The sequence below is a fragment of the Hymenobacter sp. CRA2 genome, from assembly GCF_002007105.1.
In the GTDB taxonomy this organism is placed as follows: Bacteria; Bacteroidota; Bacteroidia; order Cytophagales; family Hymenobacteraceae; genus Solirubrum.
Map to the genome: position 1 here is coordinate 65,943 of NZ_MVBC01000005.1, position 23,471 is coordinate 89,413.

A 23,471-nucleotide genomic window follows, 5' to 3' on the forward strand; every position below is an offset into this window, starting at 1 on the left:
TAACATTGCGGAAGCAAGCCGGCGCCCGAGGCCGGGCTTCGCCCCGAGCGAATCGCCCGAACCGTTTCAGTCCCAGCGCCCGGACCCTCTACCTGTTTTGCCACTCTGCCCGCGCGTCAGCGCTGCGTTACCGTTGGGTTGTGTGTCGTGGCGGCCTGCATAGGCTGGGCCACGGCGGCCGTTGCCGGGCATCTCCACCCCGATTTTCCCTCCCCGTACCTCTTTATGTACACTATTGACGAGCTCAAGGACCGGTTGTTGTCCGAGCTGAAGGAAATTGCCGAATCCTTGAACGTGGGCAATTTCCGCCGCCTGAGCAAGCAGGACTTGATTTATAAGATTCTGGATCAGCAGGCCATTACGCCGCTCGATAAACTGCCCAGCAAGCGCGATACCACCGAAAACGAAGCCCCTGTCGCCGCTCCCGCGGCCGAAGCGCCAGCGGCCCCGGCGGCACCAGCCCGCCCCGAGCGCCGCACCAGCCGCAACGGCGTAGCGAAAGCCGCTGCCGCCGCTGCTCCGGCTGCTGCGGTGGTAGCCGAAGCCCCAGTGGCCGTGGCCGAAGAAGCCCCGGCTGCGCCCGCCGCCCCTGCTACCAATGGCCGCACCCCGCGCGGCGGCCAACGCCCTGCCCGTGGCAGCCGCAACGCCGCTCCGGTGGCTGCCGCTGAAGTTGCCGAGGCTCCTGTAGCCGAAGTAGCTACTCCCGTACTGGATGTGCCCGCGCCGCTACAGGAAGCGGTAGCGCCGCCCGTGGAAGCCCCGGCGCCGCGTCCGGCCGAAGAGGTACCCCGCCCGGTGCGCTTCGTAGTGCCGCAGCCCGGCCGCGAGCCGCGTGAAATCCGGCCCGCTGACTACCGCCGCGACGCCCCACGGCCCGACCGCAACCGTCCGCAGGAAGGTGCACAGGGCGTAGCTACTCCGCCCGCACCGCGCCCGAACCCCGATGCCCCGCGCATTATCGTGCCCCAGCCGCCCCGCGAAGAGCGGGAGGTGCGCGACGGGCGGGAGCCCCGCGAAAACCGGGACGGCCGCGACCTGCGCCGCGACGAGCCGCGCCGCAACGATGAGCAACGCCGCCCGGATGAGCCCCGCCGGGAAGAAGTGCGCCGCGATGAGCTGCGTCGGGACGAGCCGCGCCGCGAGGAACTGCGCCGTGACGAACCCCGCCGCGGCGACGAGCAGCGCCGGGAAGGCCGCGAGGAAGGCCGCCGCGATGAGCAACGAGGCGACCGGTTCAACCGCGACCGTGACCGGCAGCAGCCGCGCCCGGCCGGCGAGCAGCAGCCGCAGCAACAGCAGCGCGCCCCGCAGGCGCCCCGCGTGGATTCGTTGGAAATCACCATTCCGAGCGAAGGCGCCCTGGAAATGATGCCCGACGGTGGCTACGGCTTCCTCCGCTCGCCTTACTACAACTACCTCGCCTCGCCCGACGACATTTACGTGTCGCCGCAGCAGGTGAAGCAGTACTCCTTGAAGGCCGGCGACACGGTGAAGTGCACGGTGCGTCCGCCCAAAGAAGGCGAAAAGTACTACGCGCTGGTGTCGGTGGAGAACATCAACGGCCGCTCGGTGGAAGATGTGCGCGACCGGATTTCCTTCTCGCACCTCACGCCGCTCTTCGCCGATGAGCGCCTGAAGCTCACCACCACGCCCAACCAGCTCAGCACGCGTATTCTTGACCTGTTTGCTCCCATCGGCAAGGGGCAGCGCGGCCTGATCGTGGCCCAGCCCAAGGTGGGCAAAACGGTGCTGCTGCAGGAAATTGCCAACTCCATCGCCGAAAACCACCCCGAGGTGTACCTGATGATTCTGCTCATCGACGAACGCCCCGAGGAAGTAACCGAGATGCAGCGCACGGTGAAAGCCGAGGTGCTCAGCTCGACCTTCGACGAAACGGCCGACCGCCACGTGAAAATCGCCGCCATGGCGCTGGACAAGGCCAAGCGCTTGGTGGAATGCGGCCACGACGTGGTCATTCTGCTCGACTCCATCACCCGCCTGGCCCGCGCCTACAACACGGTGCAGCCTTCGTCGAGCCGCATCCTGTCGGGTGGTATCGACGCCGGCGCGCTGCAGAAGCCCAAGCGCTTCTTCGGGGCGGCCCGCAACGTGGAAAATGGCGGCTCGCTGACCATCATTGCGACGGCGCTGATTGACACGGGCTCGAAGATGGACGAGGTTATCTTCGAAGAATTCAAGGGCACCGGCAACATGGAACTGGTGCTGGATCGGAAGCTGGCCAACAAGCGCATTTTCCCGGCCATCGATGTGCCGGCTTCGGGCACGCGCCGCGAAGACCTGCTCATGGGCAAGGACGAGCTGAGCCGTACTTGGGTACTGCGCAAGTTCATGTCCGACATGTCGGCCACCGAGGCCATGGAGTTCCTCAAGGACCGCATGAAGGGCACCCGCGACAACCTGGAATTCCTGGTGTCGATGAACGGCTAATCAACCGCACGTTCTACAAGCCAACGGCCCGCCGGACAATGCTGTCCGGCGGGCCGTTGTGTTTTCCGGGTGATGATCAGGCGGTGGCTGTGCCTTGGTCGCTGCGTCGTGGCGGTTGCCACAAGTAAGTGCAGCCGCACAACCAGCGAAGCCGCAGAGAATCAAGTGATGGTTAATGGAGGTAGGTGCTAGCTTGATAGAGCTAAGTTGGCCAGTGAAAAGTTAACGGTAGAATAGTGAAGCTTTATGGTTGATAAATAATATTGATTGTTGTTGGTCTAATTCCACCCGGCCTGTCTGTTGCCAAGCAGACCGTACTTTCGCAGGCCGACACTACCCTTCGTCGTTTACCATTGCCTGCTATGTCTGCCACTGCTGCCGTTCAACTGCTCTACATTTTCGATCCGCTATGCGGCTGGTGTTACGGCACCGGGGCCGTTAGCGAGCGGCTGGCCGAGGAATACGCCGACCGGGTGCCCACCACGGTACTGAGCGGCGGCATGGTGACGGGGCCGGACGTGCAACCCATCCGCAACGTGTGGGAATTCGTGAGCCAGGCTTCGCAGCAGGTAACCGAGGTAACGGGCGTAGCGTTTGGCGACGCGTACCGGCGCCTAGGCGAAGAAGGCAGCTACATCAGCAACTCCGAGCCGCCGAGCCGCGCGCTGATGGTGTTCAAGCAACTCGACCCGCTGAACCGCGAGGCCGCCTTTGCTCATGCCTTGCAGCGGGCGCATTTCGTAGAAGGCCGCGACCTGAACGCGCCCGAAACCTATACCGAACTGGCCCGGCAGTTTAGCCTCGACCCCGAGGAGTTTCTGCGCTGGTGGGACAACGACGCCAGCCGGCAGGCCACGCAGCAGGAGTTTGAGGTGGTGCGTCAGCTCGGCGTGCAGGGTTTTCCCACGCTCATCCTCGTGCACGGCCAGGATGGCTACGTGCTGGCGCGCGGCTACCAGCCCTACGAGGCGCTGAAAGCCGGCCTGGAGCAACTGTTGCAGGAAACGGCCGCACCCGGCGCGGCGCCCCAGCCTCAAGCCTAAACGGTCTGCCGCGCCTACCCGCCGAAGCCGCCGATGCGCACCACCTGCCTGCGCAGCGGCGACCAGGCAATGCGGCGGCCGTCTTCCTTGCCCACCAGGTACTGAAAGCTCACGGTACCGTTGCGCTTGCGTAGATCGTCCCACACCACCCGGTCGACGGTGCCCGGCTGGTAGGTGGCTTTGGGGTCGATGGCCGGCTGGTGGAAGTTCTTGGGAGCGAAGAATTCGCCCATGCGTCGGCGTAGGAAGGCTTCACGTTCCTGCCGGGTAGCGTCGGGTTTGTTCATCTCGTACACCATGGAGGCTTCCAAATCAGCCGAGCTCAGGGCTTCGCGGAAGATGACGGTGCCATCGGCCGCGGTAATGGTGAACGTGGCCTCGCCGCCGAGCAGCGAGTCGCCGCGCAGCACCAGCTGAAACAGATCGGGAGCGGAAGGAGAGGAGAATAAGTGGCGGGTGCGCACGGCCTTGAGCGTGTCGGAGTGCACATTGGTGGCCGAGGCCGCCGTGGTGTCCATGGGCGCCAGGGGAGGGGCGTCGCTGGAATCGGTAGCGGCCGAAGGCGGGCCGGCACTACGGTCGGTAGAAGGCGTGGAACAGGCCGTCAGCAGAGCGGCTGTGAGCAAGAAGGGGGCAAAGCGGCATACTTTCATAGCGAAACTGTACGCGGCCAAACCGGCGAGTGTTGAGCTGGCAACCGGCCTCAGTAGCGCCAGTGGCGCAGGGCCAGCATCAGAATAAACGCCGCGCTCAGGCATAGGGACGATACCTGATTCATGCGCATGGTGCGCCGAAAATCGGCGGCGGCCGGCGCTTCCCACACCTGCCACACCCAGCGGGTAAACAGCGCTACCACGGGCAGGGTGGCCACGGCAAATACGGCCAGAAACAACAGTTCCCGGCGCAGCCAGTAAGCATAGCCAAGCACCAGCGCCCCGGTCAGCAGCCCCAGGCCGGCAAACAGGAAGGTGCCCCGCACGCCCAGCAGCAGGCTCAGCGTCTGGTCGCCGCGCTGCCGGTCTTCCTGGTGCTGGTACACCTGCGTGAGCGGGTACGAGCCGCACAGGAACAGGCTGCTGACCCCGGCCACCAGCAGGTTAGCCGGGGCGAGGATTTCGTCGGGGGCGCCGCCGGCCCCCACCTGCGTCATCAGAAAGGTAAACGCACCCTGAAACAGCACCACCACCAGCGTGCTGATGACGGGGTACTTCTTGAGGCGAATCCGCTCGTAGCTGTAGGCTTTCGAGACAAGCAGGTACACGGCCAGCAGGCCCGCAAACGGCAGCGACACCAGCGCGGCGCCGAGCACGGCCAGCCCATCGAAGAGCAGTACCAGGTGCCACAGCTCGCGCGTGACCTGGGGCGGGCGCTCCAGGCCGCCGATGCTGCCCTCGTCGCGGTCGAACCAGGAGTTGTACCCGTTGGAGGCGGGGTAGGCCAGCAGGTGCAGCACCACGAACACACCCGCCGCCTGCCCCACCGAAAACGGCCCGCGCAACGCACTCAGCGCAAACCAGTACACCGGCATCAGGTACACCGAGAACGGAATGCGCAGCAGCGGCAGGGCGCGGCGGTAAGCGGGCAGGAGCATGGCGTAAATGTAGCGGACGCGTAGGCTTACGCTACTGAGCCGATTTGGGCCAGCCGATCAGGTACGTTACTTCCGGGCCCCAGGCGTGGCGCACTTTGCCGGCCTGCCAGGTGTACTGCCCAGCCGTGTCGGCGCGGTGGGCCAGGGCCAGCAGTTGTTCGGGCGGGTACATGCGCAGGATGGACACGCAGCCGTCCCAGATGGTAAAGAGCGGAATCAGCGGCACGAGGTAGGTGAAAAACAGGCGGCTCAGGCTAAACGGGCGGATAAAAGGCGTGATGAGCAGCTGCGCGACGGGCAGCACCGTGAGGGCCAGCAGGATTTCGGCCCAGTGCTTGCCGGCGCCCTCGAACACGCCGATGCCGGTGCCGGCCCGTACGGCGTCGCGCAGCAGGGCCTCGCCCACGGCCGGGCGGAAGTGGTGAAACGCCGAAAATACCGCCCGAAAGCCCGATAGCCCGGCTGGCACTTCCAAGGCATTTACCGCTTCCGGCGCAAACCGGATGGCGCCCTGCGTCTGCGCTTCGATGTGGCGCCAGGCGGCCGGCTGCGGGTACAGGTCGGTGAGGGTAATCTGGGCCTCGGGCACCAGCTCCGCGCGCAAAGCCCGCAGTACGTCTTCGGTGCCGCCGCCCGCGCCCGCGCACAGCTCCAGCACCTGCGTCTGGCCGGTGCGGCGCAGCCCCTCGGCCAGCAGCGGCACTATAGGACGGTAGGTGTGCAGGTGCGTAATCATGAAGCGCAGGTAATCCATCATGCCCGCCCGCACGGCGTTAGGAAACCAGCTTTGGTCTTCGAATTCGAACAGGTGCAGGCGCAGCTTCATACGCCTAAGGTACGCGCACAGGCTGGCGCAGTTCGCGACGGTTCAGCCAAGCCGCGGCGCTAAGCGAGGCTAGCCACCAGCCAAGCACGGAGACGAGCAATTGCGTGTGGCGCCAAAATGCCTTGATGGATTCGGTTGTGCGCAGCGGCTCATCGACGATAAGTGGAGCTAGCAGGAGCAGGGGCGCGGCGTGCACCAGCGTGCTGCCGCCCAGCAGCCAACTCCAGCGTTGCCAAGGCCGCCAGTGGTCTAGGTGACGGTAGAGCTGGCGCTGCAGCAGCGTCATGACTACGGGGGAGGGAAAAGACAGCACCACCGCCGCCAACCAGCACAACAGGCAGAGCCCTAGTGTCTGGCCCGTGCGCATCAGTAGCGAATCGCTCGTTGCGTGGCTTTCACTGAAAACCCAAAGGCGCACAGGCAGGGCCAGCAGTACCCATAGCGCCGGAGTCAACCACCAGTGAAAGAGGCTGCGGGTAACCGCCAGGTCCTTCGCAGACTGGCGTTGGGAAGTGAATTCAAGCATGCACGGGTTCGAGGGAGGGCAACAAATATTTCCGGAAGATATTGCGGGGCCGAAGCCAATCTGTAGCTTTGCCATACAAAGTGCTCTGAATATGAAGCCTGCCGTTGATCCGTTAGCCCAGCTTGCCGAAATCCGCTCCATCATGGAGCGTTCCTCACGGTTTATTTCCCTGAGCGGCCTGTCGGGCGTAGGAGCTGGGGTGGTGGCACTGGCCGGGGCCGCTTTCGGGCATTGGTACCTGAACACGCAGTTTGGCGGCAAAAACGGCGTGGAGCTGTACGGCGCTTCCTTTGGCAGCAAAGAGGGCTTTGTGCACCTGATAGAAGGCTCGCCGGACTTGCGCTTGTCGACGCTGCCCTTCCTGCTGATGCTGGCCTTGGGCATCATCGCGCTGGCCGGGGGAGTGGCGGTATTCTTTACCCAGCGCCGCACCCGCAGCTCGGGCCGCTCGCTCTGGGACCCGGTGGTGCGCCGCCTGTTCTGGAGCATGGCCATTCCGCTGGTGGCCGGCGGGCTGTTTTGCCTGCAGCTCTACCTGCGTGGCGCCGTGGGGCTGGTGGTGCCGGCCATGCTCATCTTTTACGGCGTAGCTTTGCTGAACGCCAGCAAGTATACCCTGGATGAAATTAAGCTGCTGGGTATCTCCGAAATAGCCATTGGTTTAGTGGCAAGCTTGGCTCCCAACTGGGCCTTTCTGTTCTTTGCACTCGGGTTCGGCCTGTGCCACATCGGTTACGGCCTGCTCATGTACAACCGCTACGAGCGGCAGGCCCACGCCGCCTCGGCGGACTAAGCTGCCGTAGTTGCCCGCTTTTCATCCGCTAGCGGCCCGGGGCCGTACCTGCTACCTTTGCCGCCTGACTCCGGTCAGCGTCCTGCTTCCGTGAAACATGTCATCCACCAGCTCAACAAGGCCTTCGACCACCGCGTGCGGCTGGGCGTGATGGCCGTGCTCATGGCCAATGACGCGGTCAGCTTCAACGACCTGAAGGAAACGCTCCAACTGACCGATGGCAACTTGGCCAGCCACGTGGCTGCCCTCGAAAAAGCGGGCTATCTGCAGGTCAATAAGCAGTTTGTGGGCAAGAAGCCCAACACCACGTACGCCGCCACTGCCGAGGGCAAACAAGCTTTTCAGGACCACCTAACCACGCTCGAAAAGCTGCTGCGCGCCGACGGATAATTTTTTTGGCCATAAACTTTGCGAAACAAAGTACTTTATAAATGAGTATACTGCGCTACGAAACTTTACCTCACTGCCGCCAGAAGGCCGCTTCTGCTGATGAAGCGCTGCTGGCGCTATTGCTTACCGCGGGAGCCGGTATACTTTTCCTTACCAGCTGGCTTTTGCTGCCTCCGCTGCTTGGGCTAGTCACCGATTTCGAGGCTTCGGCCCTGACAGGTGCCAGCTTGACGCTGACTGGCAGCGCGGCGGCAGTGGGGTGGTGGGTACTCCGCCGCTGTGGCCGCGGCGCTACGAAGGTTCGGCCGGCGTGTGGGGCGTAATGCTGCTCAGCGTAGGATTTCTGTTGGCACTAGCGGTGGCGTGCTTCTGGATTTTGCTAGTAGTAAGTGGGGCAAAGCAGGAATAAACTCCGACGGCCCAAGCAGAGGCTTTTTTAGATCAATAAGCTTTGAAATACAAAGAACTTTACATCTTATGAGCGTACTCCCGCTTTTCTCCACCGAAGCCGCATTGCGCACCGCTGCTCCAGCGGCCAGTAGCACCTGGCGCCCGGTCCGCTTAGCACTGACGACCACCCAGAAATGGCTCCTGCCGCTGGGCGTCGTGCTGTTTGACGTGTTGTTCTGGCAGCAGGGCATGGGGCTGAACCTGGCCCTGTACACCCTGCTGGCAACGCTGGCTCTGCTGGCGAGCTGGCCGCACGCTGCCTGGCGCTCGGGCTACTTCCAGCTGACCCTGGCCGGAGTACTGCTGAGCTGCGGCGCCATGGGCTGGTACGGCTCGTTTACGGCGGCGCTGGCCTGTAGCGGTTCCCTGCTGATGCTGTGGGGCTACGCCAACCAGCCGCACCTGAAATTGCTGATCCTGGCTTTGCTGACCGGGTTCGGCGCGGCGGTGGAGGTAATCGTGGCCTTGCCGCCGGCGCTGGCACGGCGCCTGCCCAGCCGCGAAACCAAGGCCGGCCGCGTGCTGTGGTACGCCCGGCTGCTGCTGGTGCCGGTGCTAGTGCTCGGGGTGTTTCACATGCTGTTTGTGGTGGCCAACCCGCACTACAGCGCTGTGGTGGATACCGTGTGGCAGCAACTGAGCCTGTGGCTAAGCCGCTGGCTGGAACTGCTCTCGTTCGGGCACCTGCTGTTTTGGGGGCTGGCCCTGGCAGTTACGGCGACCGTGCTGCTGCGCGTGCCACTCCCGGGGCTGGCGCAGTGGGAAGCGCGTTTTGGCGAAGTGGTGCTGCGCCGCCGCGACTGGGTGGCCTCCTTTGCCGTGCGCCACCCCGATTTCAGCAGCCGTAGCTTCCGTCTGGCCGATCTGCGCAAGGAATACCTGGCGGCCGTGGCCGTGTTCGGGCTGGTAAATCTGCTGCTGCTGGCCGTCAACGCCATCGACATCAGCTGGCTGTGGTTTGGCTTCGAGCCGGAACCGGGTTTCAACCTTGCGCAATTCGTGCACGAGGGGACCTACGTGCTCATTTTCAGCATTCTGCTGGCCATGGGCATCGTGCTCTGGTTTTTTCGCCGCAACCTTAACTTCTACCGGCCCGGCCTGCCCGCCCTGCGCTGGGGCGCTACCGTGTGGGTCCTGCAGAACGCGGTGCTGGCCGTATCGGTGGGCCTGCGCAATTACTACTACATCAGCCACATGGGCTTGGCCTACAAGCGCATCGGCGTGTGCTTTTTCCTGCTGCTGACCTTGTTCGGGCTCATGACCATCCTGCTCAAGATCTGGCAGCGCCGCTCGGCTTTCAGCCTGGTGCGCCTCAATAGCGTGGCCGCCTACGTGGTGCTGCTCAGCCTGGCCCTGGGCAACTGGGAAAGTTGGATTGCGCGCTACAACCTCACCACGGGCTTCGCGCAGATTGATTACGGCTTCCTGCTCGACATGCCCGGCCGCGTGCTGCCCGAGCTAGTTCGGCACCGGGCCACGCTGAACCGCACGCCGCACATCGTGCGCGCCAACGGCAACTTCTACACCCTCTACGAGGAAGTGAAGCCCGCCGAAGCCCAGCTGCTGCTCGATGCCCGCGTGGCGGAGTGGCGCCGCACTTACGAGGCCGAAGCCAGCTGGCAGGACTGGACCTACGCCGACTGGGCGGCTTATCAGCAGCTAACCACCGGGTCCAACGCTGCAGTTGCGCACTAACCTGTCCAAGCCCGTTATGAACTCTCAACCTGCTTTTATGCCGTTGAATCGCGCCGGTCTGCGGCGAAGCCTGGGCCTGGTGCTTGGGGTGGGCCTATTGCTGCTACTGTTCCGAACCATCGACGACTTCCCGGAGTCCTGGCAGCGGCCCATCTTCTTTCTGGGGCTGGGCAGCGCCAACACCCTGCTCTACTTGCTGGTCACGCGCCGCAGTAGTACCACGCCCGGTGCCGGCAACGCCGGGCAAGCACGGCTGGTGGCCGTGCTGATTCACGTGCTCAGCGCCGGCCTGGTGCTGCTGGCTTGCCTGTTCATAGCCCTCGGGCTGAACCCGCACTAGCCCGGCGGATGATTGCGCCGGGTTTGCTACTGACTAATTGCTGATTGCTCACTCCTGATTTGTCACCGCCTCGCCGCGGCCCGCTACTACCATGACCTTTACTGACTGGACCGCGTACTTCCGCGCCAATAAAACCCACCTGGCCGACGTCAGCTGGGACGACCCTTACTGCCTCAGCGCCCGCGAAAAACGCGCTGCTGGCCGCTCTCTGCAGCATTTTCAGCGCTTCGAAACCTCCGAGGGCCAGTTTTTGCAGCAGCGGGCCGCCGACCTTGGCGACCCGGCTTACGTGGCAGCCATCCGCGGCCTGATTCAGGAAGAGGGCGACCATTCGCAGGCGCTGGGGCAGTTTCTCGACCAGCAGTGCCTGCCGCGCCTGCGCCGCTCCTGGGTGAACGACGCTTTTCGGTGGCTGCGACGCTGGGGCAGCCTCGAAACCACCGTGCGGGTGCTGCTCACGGCGGAAGTGGTGGGCACGGTGTACTTCCGGGCGCTCTACCACGCCACTTACTCGGGCCTGTTGCAGCAGCTGTGCCTGCGCCTGCTGCGCGACGAAGAAATGCACGTCAACTTTCAGTGCTTCACGCTGAGCCAGCTGCGGCCGCGCCGGAGCGCCCTGGGCTGGTGGTGGCGGCAGCGGCTGCACGGCTTGCTCACGGCCGGCACCGCGCTGGTGGTATGGCTGTGGTACAACCGCGCGCTGTGGGCCGGCGGCATGGGCCCGGTCGGCTTTTTTGCGAGCGTAGCCGAGGAATGGGAGCGAGCCTGCAACCTGCTGCGCCAGCCCGAAACCATCAGCATCCGTCCGCCCGCGCCCGCGCCGCACTCGGCCCCCTCATCATACCGCCGTGCTTCCTGATGCCGCGCCCGATGACTTTGCCTGTTGCTAATCAAGTGCCCGCCGCGGCCAGCCCCGGCGCGTCGGCCCCGGCGGAGAAAAGCTACTCCGTTGCCCAGGGGCTGGCCATGTTCCAGCTGTTCAAGGATGCCGTGACCATTCTGCAGCTCAACGTGCTGCTGGTGTTTGCCATCATCATTCCCATTGGCGTGCCGGGCTTGCTGCTGTGCGCGTGGCGGTGGCGCTTTGCCATCAGGCCGACTTCCCGCACGGCGGCCCTTTGGCACTGGTCGCTTACGCTGGGGCACGAGCTGGCCTGCACCTGGCTATTCGTGCAGCTCAGCCAGGAACCGCCCGACCCAGACTTTCCCAACTGGCATTTTCTGGCGGCCGGGTACATCATTGGGAGCCTGACCTCGGTGCTGGCCCTGGCCGAGGCTTGGGCCCGCAACAAGATTTTCGGCTCAGTATCGAATGCCCCGCTAACTCAAGCTGTGAAAACGGAGGCGCTATGAAATGGCTCTTTAAGGCGCTGCTGGCCGCTGCCCCGCGGCTGCTGTGGTGGGCGCTGGCCGCACTTGTGTTGGCCGCCCTGAATCTGCTTGCGCGCGAGGAAATCTGGCCCAACACCCCGGCGGCCGAACCCGCCTGCCAGGTACTGCTGGCCGCGAGTGTCATTGGGCTGCTGCTCACCGGGCCGTGGACGCTGTGGCGGCTGGCCGATGCCTTGCCCTGGGCGGTATTGCGGCTGGGCGCGCGGGTGGCGGCGGTACTGGCTGGGCTGGTCGCATTGCCGGTGGTGCTGTTTGCCCTGGGAGCCTTGATTGTAACTGGTTCGAAGATGATTGGCGCCGGATGAGCCCGCACCCGGCCTGCAACCGGTATATTTGTACTTCCGCCGGCCTGCCTACTTGGTGCCTGACGTCCGGTGCTTTTCGCCCAATGCCTTCGACCGAAGCTCCGAACCATACCAATCCCACCCCTCGCAAGCCCCGCGCCAAGCGGCCGTGGCCCAACCGTCTTTCGCGCATGGCGTGGGCGGTCTTTGCCGTTGCGGCGGGTTTTTTCCTGCTGCTGCCCATTCTGGTAGCCTCCAACTTTCTGTTCCTGTTCGGCAAGTCGCCGAGCCTGGAGGAGCTGGAAAACCCCAAGGTGGAGCAGCCCTCCGAGGTATACACCGCCGACGGGGTGCAGCTGGGCCGCTACTACCGCGAAAACCGCTACCCCGTGCCGCTCGACAGCATGTCGCCCTGGTTGGTGAAGGCGCTGGTAGCCACCGAAGACATCCGCTTTCAGGACCACTCCGGCATCGATCCGCAAGCCCTGGCGGGCTCCGTGGTAGCGACCCTGCGCGGGCAGAAGCGCGGCGGCTCCACCATCACGCAGCAGCTGGCCAAAAACCTCTACAAAACCCGTCGCGAGGAGCAGGGTGTGCTGGGGAAAGTGCCGGTGGTAGGCACCGTGGTAGCCAAGCTCAAGGAGTGGCTGACGGCCGTGGAGCTGGAGCGTCGCTACACCAAGGAAGAGATTCTGCGGATGTACCTCAACACGGTGGATTACGGCTCGCAGGCCTACGGCATCAAAGTCGCCGCCAAAACGTTTTTCAGCACCACGCCCGATTCGCTCACGCCCGAGCAGGCCGCTGTGCTCATCGGTGGGCTGAACAACCCCACGGCCTACAACCCTAAGTTTCACCCCGAAGCGGCCACCAAGCGCCGTAACCTGGTCCTGGCGCGCATGGGGCAGGCGGGCGCGTTGCCCGTTGCTCAGGTGACGGCGCTGCAGGCGCAGCCCATTGTGCTCAGCTACCAGGTAGAAAAGCACGTGGACGGGCCCGAAAACTACTTCCGCTCGGCCATTAGCCAGTTTGTGAACAACTGGTGCGAGAAGAACGGCTACGACATGTACCGCGACGGGCTGAAAATCTACACCACCCTCGACTCGCGTATGCAGGCCCACGCCGAAGAAGCCGTGCAGAAGCGCATGAAAATGCTGCAGCGCTCCTTCGACAACTTCTGGCGCAACCGCGGCAAGAACCCCTGGGTGGACGAGGACGGCAACGAAATTCCGAACTTCATCGAGACGCAGATCAAGCGGACGGAGCTCTACAAGGAGCTGGCTGCCCGCTACAAGGGCCAGCCCGCCCGCCTCGATTCGGCCCTGCACGCCAAGCGCCCCATGAAGGTGTTTACGTGGAAGGGCGACGGCGACACCACGCTGCTGCTCTCGCCGCTCGATTCGCTGGCGTACTACAAGCACTTCCTGCACGCGGGCATGATGTCCATGGACCCGTACACGGGCCACATCAAGGCCTGGGTGGGCGGGCTGAACTACCGCTTCTTCCAGTACGACCACGTCAAGCAGGGCAAGCGCCAGGCCGGCTCCACCTTCAAGCCTTTCGTGTACCTGACGGCTCTCGACAAAGGCTACGCGCCCTGTGACCGAATCCGGGACCAGCGCGTGACCATCAAGTACGTGGAAAACGGCAAGCCCATGGAGTGGCAGCCCGACAACGTGACGCGCGAGTACACCGGCTCCAACATGACGCTGCGCCACGCCATGGCCCGCTCCGTCAACTCCGTGACGGCCCAGCTGACCGAGCGCGTGGGCTGGGACGAGGTGGCCAAGTACGCCCACAAAGTCGGCATCCGCAGCAAGCTGCTGCCGGTGCCCAGCATCGGCCTGGGTTCGGCCGGCGACGTGAGCGTGTTCGAGATGGTCAACGCCTACAGCACCTTCGTTAATGGCGGTTTTCGGCCCGAGCCGCTCATCGTCACGCGCATTGAGGACCGCAACGGCAACGTCATCAAGCAGTTTGATCCGCAGCAAACGCCCGCCATTTCGGCCGAAACGGCTTGGCTGATGGTGTATATGCTGCGCGGCGGCATGGAGGAGCCCGGCGGCACCTCGCAGGGCCTGTGGGACTTCGAGCTGTGGAAGAAGGACAACCAGATCGGCGGCAAGACCGGTACCACCTCCAACTACTCCGATGGCTGGTACATGGGCATCACCAAGGATTTGGTAACCGGGGTGTGGGTCGGCGGCGAAGACCGCAGCATCCACTTTTTCCGCTCCGAGCAGGGCGAGGGCGGCCGTATGGCCCTGCCCGTATTCGGCTCGTACATGGAAAAGCTCTACAAGGACTCCGACCTGAGCATCACGCCCGGGCCGTTTCCGAAGTACCCCGGCAAAATCAACCGTAAGTACATCTGCTACAGCGAGGACGACCGGCCGCGCCGCAAGAAGATTGAAATTGATACCATTGCCACGGATAACCTGCTGGAGCAGCTCAACACCGGCACTATTGCAGTACCCGATAGCCTAAAAATCCCGTAAGGCCGCCTTACTGGATTTTTACTTGGCTTGCCGGCAGGGGCTACGAGACGGATGGTGTAAGCTGCGCCACAACATACGCGGACTGATAGCATAGGACAGCGTTTGGCTAAAGTCCGTGCCTCAGTACCAACACAACACGCGGTTCCCTAGCCGATGCATGAAGCAAATGGCGGGTGCGCAATTAGCACGCATTCGTCGCTGAAGCTACTTTTCGCAGCCGCAGTCCTTACACTCTTGCAGTGTTTGGAAGGGCACCACGCCGCCGCAACCACCCCAGATGAACTGCTCACACCGGCCATTTTTGGGATTATAATAATACTTTGGCATAGCAGCCATGCACGGACCGGCGTTGGGCTCCAGCCGGCACTGCTCAGGCAGGACGCGTTCTTTCTTTTCGCAACCCAGGAGCGTGCCACAGCTGAGCAAGAGGGCATAGTATATCTGCTTCATACCTTGAGGAGTCGAGGCAGCGAAGAAAAGTTGCAAAGCAACATTATCGCAGCTACTTAGCCGCCTAGGCCAGAGCAGTCATCCGCTCTCTTAAACTGGCGGTGAGGCTGGCTACTACTCCTCGTCGCGCTGGTAGAAGGAGGCCAGCGCGCCGCGCAGCTCCGGGTACTCAAACTGGAAGCCCTGCTCCATGATTTTCTGCGCACTCACGCGCTGCGAGGCCAACACAATTTCGCTCATCTCGCCCATCACCAGCTTCAGGCCGAACTCCGGCACCTTGGGCAGTACCAACGGGCGGTGCAGGGCGTCGGCCAGGGTGGCAGTGAATTCTTTATTGGTCACCGGGTTGGGTGATACTGCGTTGTAAGTGCCCTGCCACTCTGATTCTTCCATCATCTGAATCAGCAGCCGGCATACATCGTCGATGTGAATCCACGACATGTACTGCCGGCCCGAGCCGAGCACGGCGCCCGCCCCCAGCTTCACCGGACGGGCAATGGTTGGCAGCGCGCCACCCTCGTTGCTGAGGACTACCCCAATGCGCGTGACCACCGTGCGGATGCCCAGATCCTGCACTTGCTTGGCAGCCCGTTCCCACTGCGTGGCTACTTCGGCCAGGAAGTCATCGGCGGGCGCGGGCGGGGCATCTTCGGTGAGTAGTCGGTCGTCGGCGTCGCCGTACACCCCGATGGCCGAGGCCGAGATGAACGCCTTCACGTGGTGGGGCTTGTCGCGCAGCTCGCGGGCCAGCAGGGTAGTACCGCCCACGCGGCTGGCCAGGATGTCCTGTTTCCGCTCGTCGGTCCACTTGCCTTCCGAAACGCTGGCTCCGGCCAAGTTCACGATGAAGTCAGCGTAACCGATGGCGGCCTCGTCGATTTGCCCGGCGGCCGGGTCCCAGCGGAAGGAGCAGTAGTGCCCGTAGGTAGTTTGCCGGCTGAGATGCGCCACCTCATAGCCGGCATCAATGAGCATTTCCGACAACCGCATACCAATCAGGCCGCGGCCACCCGAAATCAACACTTTGCGCAAGGAAGGTTTCATGGATAGAGCAGTACGCCCGGCTTAATGGGAAAAACGCCGGCCGAAAAGGCCGCAAAGGTACAGCCCAAACGCAAATCGGTAGAGGGTCAGTTCGTTATTTGCCGAGCAGGCGCAGAAACTCGCGCCGCAGGGCTTCGTCCTCCCCAAAACGGCCGCCGTATTCGGCCGTCAGCGTCGAGCTACTCGTGTCATTCACGCCGCGGCTCATCACGCACAGATGATCGGCCTCGATGAGCACGGCCACATCTTCGGTTTGCAGGCTCTGCTGCAGCTCCAGTGCAATTTGGCGGGTGAGGCGTTCTTGTACTTGCGGCCGGCGGGCGTAATACTGCACCACGCGGTTGAGCTTCGAGAGGCCCACTACGTGCTTGCCCGGCAGGTAAGCCACGTGCGCCTTGCCGATGATGGGCACGAAGTGGTGCTCACAGCAGCTGAACAAGGTAATGTCGCGCTCTACCAGGATCTGCTGGTACTGGTAGCGGTTCTCGAATAGCCGCACCTCGGGTCGGTGCTTGGGGTCGAGGCCGCGGAACCACTCGTTAACGAACATTTTGGCCACGCGGCGCGGGGTACCGGCCAGGCTGTCATCGGTCAGGTCGAGGCCGAGCAGATCCATGATGTGGCGGAAATGCTCGGTGATGCCTTCGATTTTTTCTTCTTCGCTCAGGGCAAAAGCGTTGGGGCGCAGGGGCGTACGCAGGTCGGCTGCCAGATGCGAATCGGGCAGGCCGGCGGCGGAGTCGGGCTGGTTAGCCATGGTATTCTACAAAATTGCGGTCCGTCTCGTGGAGCGTGACCGATAAGGCCAGATGAGCGGCCAGGTGAGGACGCAATCGCTGCCAGCACACCATGGCAATATTCTCGGCCGTGGGGTTGAGCTGGCGAAAATCCGCAACGTCTAAGTTGAGGTTTCGGTGGTCAAAGGTATCCAGAATCTCGCGCTTGATGAGGTCACTCAGGCGCTTGAGGTCATATACGTAGCCCGTGTCGGGGTCGGGCGTGCCGGTCAGGCGCACCGTCAGCACGTAGTTATGCCCGTGGTAGTTAGGATTGTTGCACGGGCCAAATACGGCCGTGTTCTGCTCGTCGGACCACCCCGTATTGTGCAGGCGGTGGGCGGCGTTGAAGTGTTCGGTACGACCGATTGTTACGTTCATGGGGGGCATAACCCGCGGAAGATAAACTTTGTTTTCAATTTTACATCATCCTAAAGCACAGTACTTTATCAAGGATGTATTTTTGATATGTTGTACTTTGTAAATATGTAAAATTACTAATCTAATAAAAGTGCTGCTTTCGGAAAAAAATCCTTGGTACTACGTCGGGCATTGTACAGGGTTGGTTAAATTTGGTGAGTTGTTAACCAAGTTTACGCCGGTTACGACTTTTTCCAACGTTTCTTCCAACTCATTTCACTTCTTATGAAATCAGGCGTACTCCTCTCACTGTTGCTGTTCGTCCTGACGACTGCTGGTTTCGCGCAACGCTCCCCCGTTGACGAAACGGACATGGCTATTAAAGGCATTCCGCGTAAAGGTCAGCGCGTCACGATTCAGTTGGACAGCAAGCGCGTCGAAGACTCGTGGGTAAAACTCATCAACGAGAAAATCGGCAAGGTAAAGGCTGATAAAGGTGTGTACTCGATGGACGGCGTGGTGGTGGAATCGATTTCCAAAACCCCAATCCGCATCATCTCGAAAGTAGACGCCGTGCCGACCGGTACCACCGTGTGGTGGTCAATTGACCTGGGCAACGCTTACCTGAGCAAAGACGCCACGCCGCAGCAGTGGAAGTCGGCCGAAACCTACTTGAAGGACTTTGCTCGCAGCCTGTACCGCGAAGACATTGCCCTGCAGATCAACGAAGCTGAAAAGGCCCTGATCAACTCGCAGAACAACCACATGGCCGTTATTGCTAAGCAGGACGCTATCAAGAAGGACATTGAGAAGAACAAAGCCAAGAAGATTGAAATTCAGCAGCAGCTGGCCGAAAACGCCGCCGATCTGGTGAAGCTCAACAACATGGTGGACTCCAACCTGAAAGAGCAGGAAGCCGCTCGCGCCGACATTGTGAACATGCGCGTGCAGCTGGAGTCGGTAAAAGAGCGCATGAACAAAATCGAGTAGTCTGCCCCGCTACTTAAGATTAGCTCAACCTGAAGCGGCCCCGCCTACCCGGCGGGGCCGCTTTGTTTTTGGCGGCAGTTACCGCGTTGCCTGCCGGATTTGCTTTTCGGCGGCGCGCTCGTCGCGCCAGCCCACCACACGCACTTCGCCTGGTTCGCCGGAGCGCTGAAACCACAGCCGTAATACCTCGCGGGCGGTGGGGTACTGGCTAAGCAGCTCGTGCCAGGTGGTAACCGGCAGGATGCGCTGGCTTGGTCTTGCTGGCACCGTCACCAGTACCGATTCCATTTCGCCGGCCCGGTCGAGCAACAGCAGCCCGATGGGAATAACTTCCAGCACCGTACCCGCAGGCTGGCTTTCGGCCAGCACCAGCGCGGGCTGCCGCTGGCCTTCGGGGTGCCGCGGCGAAGCCGGTAAGTGCGTGGCGGGAACGAAGCCCAGGTTAGCGGGCGTCGGCAGAAACGAGACCATGCGGTCAACACCGGCGCGTTGCTCAGGCTGAAAAGTGTTCTGCGCAGCGTTGTAGCGCACGAGGCGGTTGGTGCCGGCAGGCATTTCCACTACCACTTGCAGCAAGTGGCGCTCCTCCGAGTACGTTGGCAGCTCATCATAACGCGACTGGCAGCCGACCAGAAGGCCAGCTGCCAGTGCGACAAGGGATGCCCAGCGCCCGAAGGCGTGGTTACTGCAGGAGCTGGTCGAGCAAGCGTAGGGGGTTGGCTTTTTGCAGGTTGAGAACAAAGCGGATGCGGTCGGTGAAGTCCTTACGGCTGTTGGGAAGGCCGTCGGCGTACTGCGAGCCGGCCACCGGCAAATAAAAGCGCAAGAAGTCATTGAACACCGGCAGTACTAAGCCGGCGTCGTAGAACAGGCGCTGGTCGCGGCCGTTAGGCAGTAGCTGGCGGCGGTCGGTGGCCCCAAAATCGGCAAAAACTGCGAAGGACGTCACCGGAAGGTCAGCTTCCAGGTTCAGCGTGGTCAGCCAGCGGTTGGTAGCCACGGGCAGGAAGGCTTTAAAGGCGCCGTCACGGTCGTCGGTCTGGTGCACCTGCGCCGTGTAGGCGTCGGATATCTGCCGGCGGTCAAGGAAGGTCGTTTGGCGGCGGTAATCGGGGCTGCCGCTCAGGCCCATCACGTAGCGGAAGTTGTCGGCCTGCTGGTTGAAGAACCGGCCGCCAAACAAGCGGGCGCGCACGCCGTGCTTAGCCGAATACAAGTGCGCGTAACGGACGGCCGCTCGTGCCAGTAGGGGAGCTTCGTAGCTGGTGCCGGCCTTGCGCGGGGTGAAGCTGTTCAGCTCCAGCTCGGCACCGAACTGCCGGATAGCGTCGCCGCCGCGCAGCTCGTAGCGGGCCGTCGGGATGATGTTGTCGGAAAGGAAGTCATCTGACCGCACGATGGTGTAAGCAAGCTGCACCGTTTGCTGCGGGCCAGCGGGGCGCCGGCGGCGCAGCTCCAGCATCACGCTGGGTTCCAGCTTGGTGTAGCGCTCAAAACGCGTGGCTAGGAAGCTGGTGGTGACGCGCTGCAGCACGCGGCCGCTGGGCAGGGAGTTGAGGTTGATCTGTCCGAAGCCTTTCAGGTCGCCGCGGTTGAAGCTGAACATGGGCGCTACCACGTAGCTGATGCGGTTGAGCACCAGCGGGTTGTTGTAGAAGGCAGCGCCGAGCATAAACTTGTCGTAGGTGTTGGCTCCGAGCACGGGCAGCCAGTTCACGGCCGAACGGTCCCAACGCTCCATGCTCAGCAGCGGCCGCAGGCGCACCGGTTCCAGCGTGGACAGCGCGCCGCTGAGGCGGCGCCGGTCGTCGCGGCGGTTCAGCTGGGGCGTAAGGTACTGCGGGTCGACAACCACGGCAGCTACTTCGGGCGTGCGGCGGAAGTTGAGTTGCGTAACGTCCGTATCCTCCGTGTTAGAGTTGGTTTCGGCTTCGCGGCCGCCAAATACTGGCGTCCATTGCAGTTCCAGCACCTTGCCTTGCGTATCCACGGTAGCCACAGGCACGGCCCAGGGCGAGGTGGATTCGTTGCGCACTAGCACTTTCACCTGCTGATCGGCCAGCATCAGGTCGCCGATGGTGGCGTTGTAACGCGTGGTCGTGCCCATCATCTGCTGGAAGAACCAGTCCAGCTTCTGGCCGGCGGCTTCTTCAAACGCCGCCTGAAAATCGGCCGGGCTGGGGTGACGGAATTTCCATCGGTCGAAGTACAGCCGCATACCCTGGTCGAACTTCTCCTGACCAAGGTAGCCAGCGAGGTAGCGCAGCAAGCCGGCCGTCTTCATGTACACTACTGCTCCGTAGTTGTAGCCCGTGTACCCGGCGGCTGGTACGCCTGCCACCGCCTGGTCGTAGCCGCGGCTGGCGGGCACCTGCCACTGCAGCTGCGATATGGCCGCAGCTGGCACGCCTTCCAGATCGAACTTGGCGGCCACCTTGGGGCCCGTAGCCACTTTGGCCAACGGGTCCGATGGCGGCTGCTGAGCCGCTTCGGTCACGCGGCTTTCCAGGTAAGTGTTTACGCCTTCGTCCAGCCACGGGTACTCCCGCTCGTTGGAAGCCAGAATGCCGTAAAACCAGTTGTGGCCTACTTCGTGGATGATGGCAAATGGGTCAGTCACCGTCACCATGGGGTACTCCATGCCCGAGCCGGCGCTCAGCGCCCCGTCGACGGCGGTAGCAGCCGAGTACGGGTATTCGCCTACCCAGCGGGAGTAGCCTTGCAGGGCGTAGCGCAGGTCGTTGCGGTGGGCCACCCAGCCCTTGGCATTGCCGTTGGTGAAGAGCATCCACGCCGTCACCACGCGGCCCGAGCCGGGCAGCGTTACGGTGTCCTTGAGCACGTTGAAGCGCTTGTCGGCAAACCAGGCGAAGTCGTGCACGCGGTCCTGCACGTAGCGCAGGGTCTTGGTGTTGGGGGCCGAGGCCGGAAACTTATCGTCCTTGCCGAAGCCGTCCGGACTGGCCGCCTTCTGCGCCCCGGCGGTGGCCAGCTGATCCAGGCGGGCTTTTTCGTCGGGGTTCTGCAGCTCACCGGTGGCGCCCACCACGTAGTTGTCGGGCAGCGTGATGCGCACATCGAAGGAGCCGAACTCGGAGTAAAACTCGCCCTGATCAAGGTAGGGGATGGGGTGCCAGCCGCTGCGGTCGTACACCGCCGGCTTCGGGTACCACTGGCTGATCTGGTAGCTCTGCCCCACGTGGCCCATGCGCGAAAAGGAGTCGGGCAGTTTTACGCGGAAAGGCGTGCTGATGGTGACGCGCTGGCCCGGCTGTAGCGGCTGCGGCAGCACCAGCTTGGCTATATCGGGATTCTGCGAGTCGTATTGCAGCTGGGCCGACTGCCCGTCCACTTTGAAGTCGAGCTGATCGATGTAGCCGCGCTGGCTGGCCTTGGCAAACTCGTACTTGCGCTTGTCCTGCTGCCGCTGCTGGCGGGCAAAGGCGCTGCTGTTGTCTTTGTAAGCGTTGGGCCAGAGGTGAATCCAGATGAATGGCAGCGCGTCGGGCGAATTGTTGACGTACTGCATTTCCTCGCGACCCGTGAGCAGGTGCTGCTGGTCGTCGAGGCTCACGTCGATGGAGTAATTGACTTCCTGCTGCCAGTAGGGGCGGTCAGTCTGCGCCGAAGCCGCCAGGGGCAGCACCGCCAGCGCGAGGCCAGCTAATAGTTTTTGCATAGGAAAGTAAGGGGCGAATGCGTGGCGAAAGTACGTGTTCAAGGCCGAAGGCGTTTTCCCGCTCGTGCCCGCGCATAACCCCGGCTTTCCGGCGCACGTTAGCCTGATGCCGCAGCTTGGAAGATCCACGTTTCACCCTCAACCCGCGTAGCTCATGCAAAAGGACTCGAATCACCAAGTACACCTCGACGCCACGGCCAACTTCCTCAGCGGTGATTTGCAGGAAGGTGCCGCCCGCGCCAGCCTCGACAACCGCCTGCAGAACTGGATTGAAGACCTGAAAGTGGCGCACAACCCCGAGCTGCACGACCTCATCACCGATTTGCAGGCCCTGAAGGCGCACTTCGGCGGCGGGGCCATCGACCACAAGCTGGTGGGCCAGCTGCTGCACCGCCTCGGCGTCAATACCCAGAAAGCGGCCCACTTCGCTCAGGAGAGTGGCATTCAGTCGCGCATTGAGAACCTTGGCCAAGCGCTGCTGGAGGCAGCCAAGCAAGTAGCGGGCGGCCGTACTTCCGCCGAAGATGACCTGCGGCAGGATTCTGCAAACCGCAAAAACGCCTGAACCCAATAGCTCGTTGCGTAGCACTTCGAGCCGCGCCTGAGGAGTTGCTCCGCTTGAATTGCGCATAAAAAACCGGGCCTCCACCGCAAGGGTAGAGGCCCGGTTTGAGCTTGGAGACAGGGTGCCTTAGGCGCGCTTCTCTTTGATACGAGCAGCTTTGCCCGAGAGGCCGCGCAGGTAGAACAGGCGGGCGCGACGCACTTTACCGCGGCGGATCAGCTCGATCTTGTCGATGTTCGGCGAGATGATCGGGAAGATACGCTCGGTGCCGATCTGGTTCGACACTTTGCGCACGGTGAAGGTTTCACCGTTGGTGCCCGAGTTCCGGCGCTGGATAACCACGCCCTGGAACTGCTGAACGCGCTCCTTGTTGCCTTCGCGGATCTTAACGTGCACGTTTACGGTGTCACCGGCAGCGAATTCCGGGAAGCTGGCGCGGCGCTCTTTGGCTTCCTGGTTGATGAGGTCGAGAAGTTGGCTCATGACAGCAAAAAAATCTAAAAAAGGCGGCGCCGCCGCCCAAGTGGTTTCAGTAAGGAGGCGCAAATATAGTGAGTTTCGCCCGGGCTACAACACTAAGCGTTAGGTTTTTTCCGGCGGCGCGGCTTGCGCGGCTCTTCAAAGGCTTCCGCGGGCATATCAGCCAGCAAATCGGGGCGACGCTGCTGGGTGCGGGCCAGGGCCTGCTCGTGGCGCCAGTCCTCTACTTTGGGCGTGTCGCCCGACATGAGGATGGCTGGCACCTCGCGGCCGCGCCACTCCGCCGGGCGGGTGTACACCGGTGGCGCCAGCAGATTGTCTTGAAACGAGTCACTGAGGGCGGATTCCTCATTGCCGAGCACGCCCGGCAGCAGGCGCACCACGGCGTCGACTACTACGGCCGCGCCTAGCTCACCGCCGCTGAGCACGAAGTCGCCCACGCTGATTTCCTCCGTCACGTACTCCTCGCGGATGCGCTCATCCACGCCCTTGTAGTGGCCGCAGAGCAGAATCACGTTCTGCAGCAGCGAGAGGCGGTTGGCGGCCGCCTGCCGGAACGTGGGCCCGTCGGGCGTGAGGTAGATGATGGCGTCGTACGCGCGTTCGGCCCGCAGCCCGTCGATGCAGGCGGCAATGGGCTCGGGACGCAGCACCATGCCGGCCCCGCCGCCAAAGGCGTAGTCGTCGATCTGCCCGTGCTTGTTGATGGCGAACTGGCGCAAATCGTGCAGGTGAATTTCCGCCAGGCCTTTTTCCTGGGCCCGCTTCACGATGGAATGGGCAAAGGGGCTGGTCAGCAATTCCGGCTGGCAAGTGATGATGTCGAAGCGCATGACGCGGGTGCAGCA

The 23,471-nt window shown here is 62.7% G+C and carries 24 protein-coding genes; 12 read left to right on the top strand and 12 right to left on the bottom strand.

The window, feature by feature from the left end; translation table 11 throughout:
• Nucleotides 1–225 precede the first annotated feature (225 nt).
• Entirely contained in the window at nt 226–2,451 is a 2,226-nt protein-coding gene (gene rho / locus B0919_RS09850) for a transcription termination factor Rho (RefSeq protein WP_078012077.1), read from the top strand.
• Between the two features lie 362 nt (nt 2,452–2,813).
• Complete coding sequence (locus tag B0919_RS09855) at nt 2,814–3,494, top strand: DsbA family protein (protein ID WP_078012078.1); 681 nt, start codon at nt 2,814–2,816, stop codon at nt 3,492–3,494.
• 14 nt (nt 3,495–3,508) lie between these two features.
• On the opposite strand, the gene B0919_RS09860 is transcribed toward B0919_RS09855, so the two are convergent.
• From B0919_RS09860 to B0919_RS24680, 4 genes are all read right to left on the bottom strand, one after another.
• On the bottom strand, nt 3,509–4,120 hold the full coding sequence (locus B0919_RS09860) for a hypothetical protein (RefSeq protein WP_217701021.1): 612 nt from the start codon (nt 4,118–4,120) through the stop codon (nt 3,509–3,511).
• A 77-nt stretch (nt 4,121–4,197) separates the two neighbouring features.
• Complete coding sequence (locus B0919_RS09865) at nt 4,198–5,085, bottom strand: UbiA family prenyltransferase (RefSeq protein WP_078012080.1); 888 nt, start codon at nt 5,083–5,085, stop codon at nt 4,198–4,200.
• Nucleotides 5,086–5,116: 31 nt separating this feature from the next.
• Nucleotides 5,117–5,911 (bottom strand): class I SAM-dependent methyltransferase, encoded by a 795-nt coding sequence (locus B0919_RS09870; protein ID WP_078012081.1) that lies wholly within the window; start codon nt 5,909–5,911, stop codon nt 5,117–5,119.
• A 4-nt stretch (nt 5,912–5,915) separates the two neighbouring features.
• Nucleotides 5,916–6,197 carry a hypothetical protein gene (locus B0919_RS24680; RefSeq protein ID WP_139362034.1) on the bottom strand — a complete coding sequence of 94 codons (282 nt, stop codon included), beginning with the start codon at nt 6,195–6,197 and terminating at the stop codon, nt 5,916–5,918.
• 331 nt (nt 6,198–6,528) lie between these two features.
• On the opposite strand from B0919_RS24680, the gene B0919_RS09880 reads away from it, so the two are divergent.
• From B0919_RS09880 to B0919_RS09915, 8 genes are all read left to right on the top strand, one after another.
• Nucleotides 6,529–7,230, top strand: a complete 702-nt coding sequence (locus B0919_RS09880) for a hypothetical protein (RefSeq protein WP_078012083.1) — start codon at nt 6,529–6,531, stop codon at nt 7,228–7,230.
• 90 nt (nt 7,231–7,320) lie between these two features.
• Nucleotides 7,321–7,620, top strand: a complete 300-nt coding sequence (locus B0919_RS09885) for a winged helix-turn-helix domain-containing protein (protein WP_078012084.1) — start codon at nt 7,321–7,323, stop codon at nt 7,618–7,620.
• A 477-nt stretch (nt 7,621–8,097) separates the two neighbouring features.
• A complete protein-coding gene (locus B0919_RS09895; RefSeq protein WP_078012086.1) occupies nt 8,098–9,765 on the top strand; it encodes a DUF4173 domain-containing protein in 1,668 nt (555 codons plus the stop codon).
• 37 nt (nt 9,766–9,802) lie between these two features.
• A complete protein-coding gene (locus B0919_RS09900) occupies nt 9,803–10,105 on the top strand; it encodes a hypothetical protein (RefSeq protein ID WP_078012087.1) in 303 nt (100 codons plus the stop codon).
• A gap of 91 nt (nt 10,106–10,196) precedes the next feature.
• On the top strand, nt 10,197–10,964 hold the full coding sequence (locus tag B0919_RS24685) for a hypothetical protein (protein WP_139362035.1): 768 nt from the start codon (nt 10,197–10,199) through the stop codon (nt 10,962–10,964).
• Between the two features lie 11 nt (nt 10,965–10,975).
• On the top strand, nt 10,976–11,458 hold the full coding sequence (locus B0919_RS24690) for a hypothetical protein (protein ID WP_139362036.1): 483 nt from the start codon (nt 10,976–10,978) through the stop codon (nt 11,456–11,458).
• Complete coding sequence (locus tag B0919_RS09910) at nt 11,455–11,802, top strand: hypothetical protein (protein WP_078012089.1); 348 nt, start codon at nt 11,455–11,457, stop codon at nt 11,800–11,802. The genes B0919_RS24690 and B0919_RS09910 overlap by 4 nt, the downstream gene beginning before the upstream one ends.
• Before the next feature lie 83 nt (nt 11,803–11,885).
• Nucleotides 11,886–14,279, top strand: coding sequence for a penicillin-binding protein 1A (locus B0919_RS09915; protein ID WP_254846538.1), 2,394 nt, complete (start codon nt 11,886–11,888; stop codon nt 14,277–14,279).
• 204 nt (nt 14,280–14,483) lie between these two features.
• Here the strand turns inward: B0919_RS09915 and B0919_RS25865 are convergent, their stop codons facing one another.
• From B0919_RS25865 to B0919_RS09935, 4 genes are all read right to left on the bottom strand, one after another.
• Nucleotides 14,484–14,729: a BPTI/Kunitz domain-containing protein gene (locus B0919_RS25865; RefSeq protein ID WP_078012091.1), complete on the bottom strand. Its 246-nt coding sequence runs from the start codon at nt 14,727–14,729 to the stop codon at nt 14,484–14,486.
• A 114-nt stretch (nt 14,730–14,843) separates the two neighbouring features.
• Nucleotides 14,844–15,773 carry a TIGR01777 family oxidoreductase gene (locus B0919_RS09925; RefSeq protein WP_078012092.1) on the bottom strand — a complete coding sequence of 310 codons (930 nt, stop codon included), beginning with the start codon at nt 15,771–15,773 and terminating at the stop codon, nt 14,844–14,846.
• 94 nt (nt 15,774–15,867) lie between these two features.
• On the bottom strand, nt 15,868–16,530 hold the full coding sequence (gene folE / locus B0919_RS09930) for a GTP cyclohydrolase I FolE (RefSeq protein WP_078012093.1): 663 nt from the start codon (nt 16,528–16,530) through the stop codon (nt 15,868–15,870).
• Complete coding sequence (locus B0919_RS09935; protein WP_078012094.1) at nt 16,523–16,930, bottom strand: 6-pyruvoyl trahydropterin synthase family protein; 408 nt, start codon at nt 16,928–16,930, stop codon at nt 16,523–16,525. The genes folE and B0919_RS09935 overlap by 8 nt, the downstream gene beginning before the upstream one ends.
• 264 nt (nt 16,931–17,194) lie before the next feature.
• On the opposite strand from B0919_RS09935, the gene B0919_RS09940 reads away from it, so the two are divergent.
• Nucleotides 17,195–17,899 carry a hypothetical protein gene (locus tag B0919_RS09940; protein WP_078012095.1) on the top strand — a complete coding sequence of 235 codons (705 nt, stop codon included), beginning with the start codon at nt 17,195–17,197 and terminating at the stop codon, nt 17,897–17,899.
• Between the two features lie 78 nt (nt 17,900–17,977).
• On the opposite strand, the gene B0919_RS09945 is transcribed toward B0919_RS09940, so the two are convergent.
• Together B0919_RS09945 and B0919_RS25210 are read right to left on the bottom strand one after the other, a co-directional pair.
• A complete protein-coding gene (locus B0919_RS09945) occupies nt 17,978–18,454 on the bottom strand; it encodes an inorganic diphosphatase (RefSeq protein WP_254846549.1) in 477 nt (158 codons plus the stop codon).
• Between the two features lie 127 nt (nt 18,455–18,581).
• Nucleotides 18,582–21,578: a M1 family metallopeptidase gene (locus tag B0919_RS25210; protein WP_176132975.1), complete on the bottom strand. Its 2,997-nt coding sequence runs from the start codon at nt 21,576–21,578 to the stop codon at nt 18,582–18,584.
• Nucleotides 21,579–21,732: 154 nt separating this feature from the next.
• On the opposite strand from B0919_RS25210, the gene B0919_RS09950 reads away from it, so the two are divergent.
• Entirely contained in the window at nt 21,733–22,143 is a 411-nt protein-coding gene (locus tag B0919_RS09950; protein WP_078012097.1) for a hypothetical protein, read from the top strand.
• Between the two features lie 126 nt (nt 22,144–22,269).
• Here the strand turns inward: B0919_RS09950 and rplS are convergent, their stop codons facing one another.
• Nucleotides 22,270–22,626, bottom strand: a complete 357-nt coding sequence (gene rplS / locus B0919_RS09955) for a 50S ribosomal protein L19 (protein ID WP_078012098.1) — start codon at nt 22,624–22,626, stop codon at nt 22,270–22,272.
• 92 nt (nt 22,627–22,718) lie between these two features.
• Nucleotides 22,719–23,456, bottom strand: a complete 738-nt coding sequence (gene trmD, locus B0919_RS09960) for a tRNA (guanosine(37)-N1)-methyltransferase TrmD (RefSeq protein ID WP_078012099.1) — start codon at nt 23,454–23,456, stop codon at nt 22,719–22,721.
• Nucleotides 23,457–23,471: the final 15 nt, after the last annotated feature.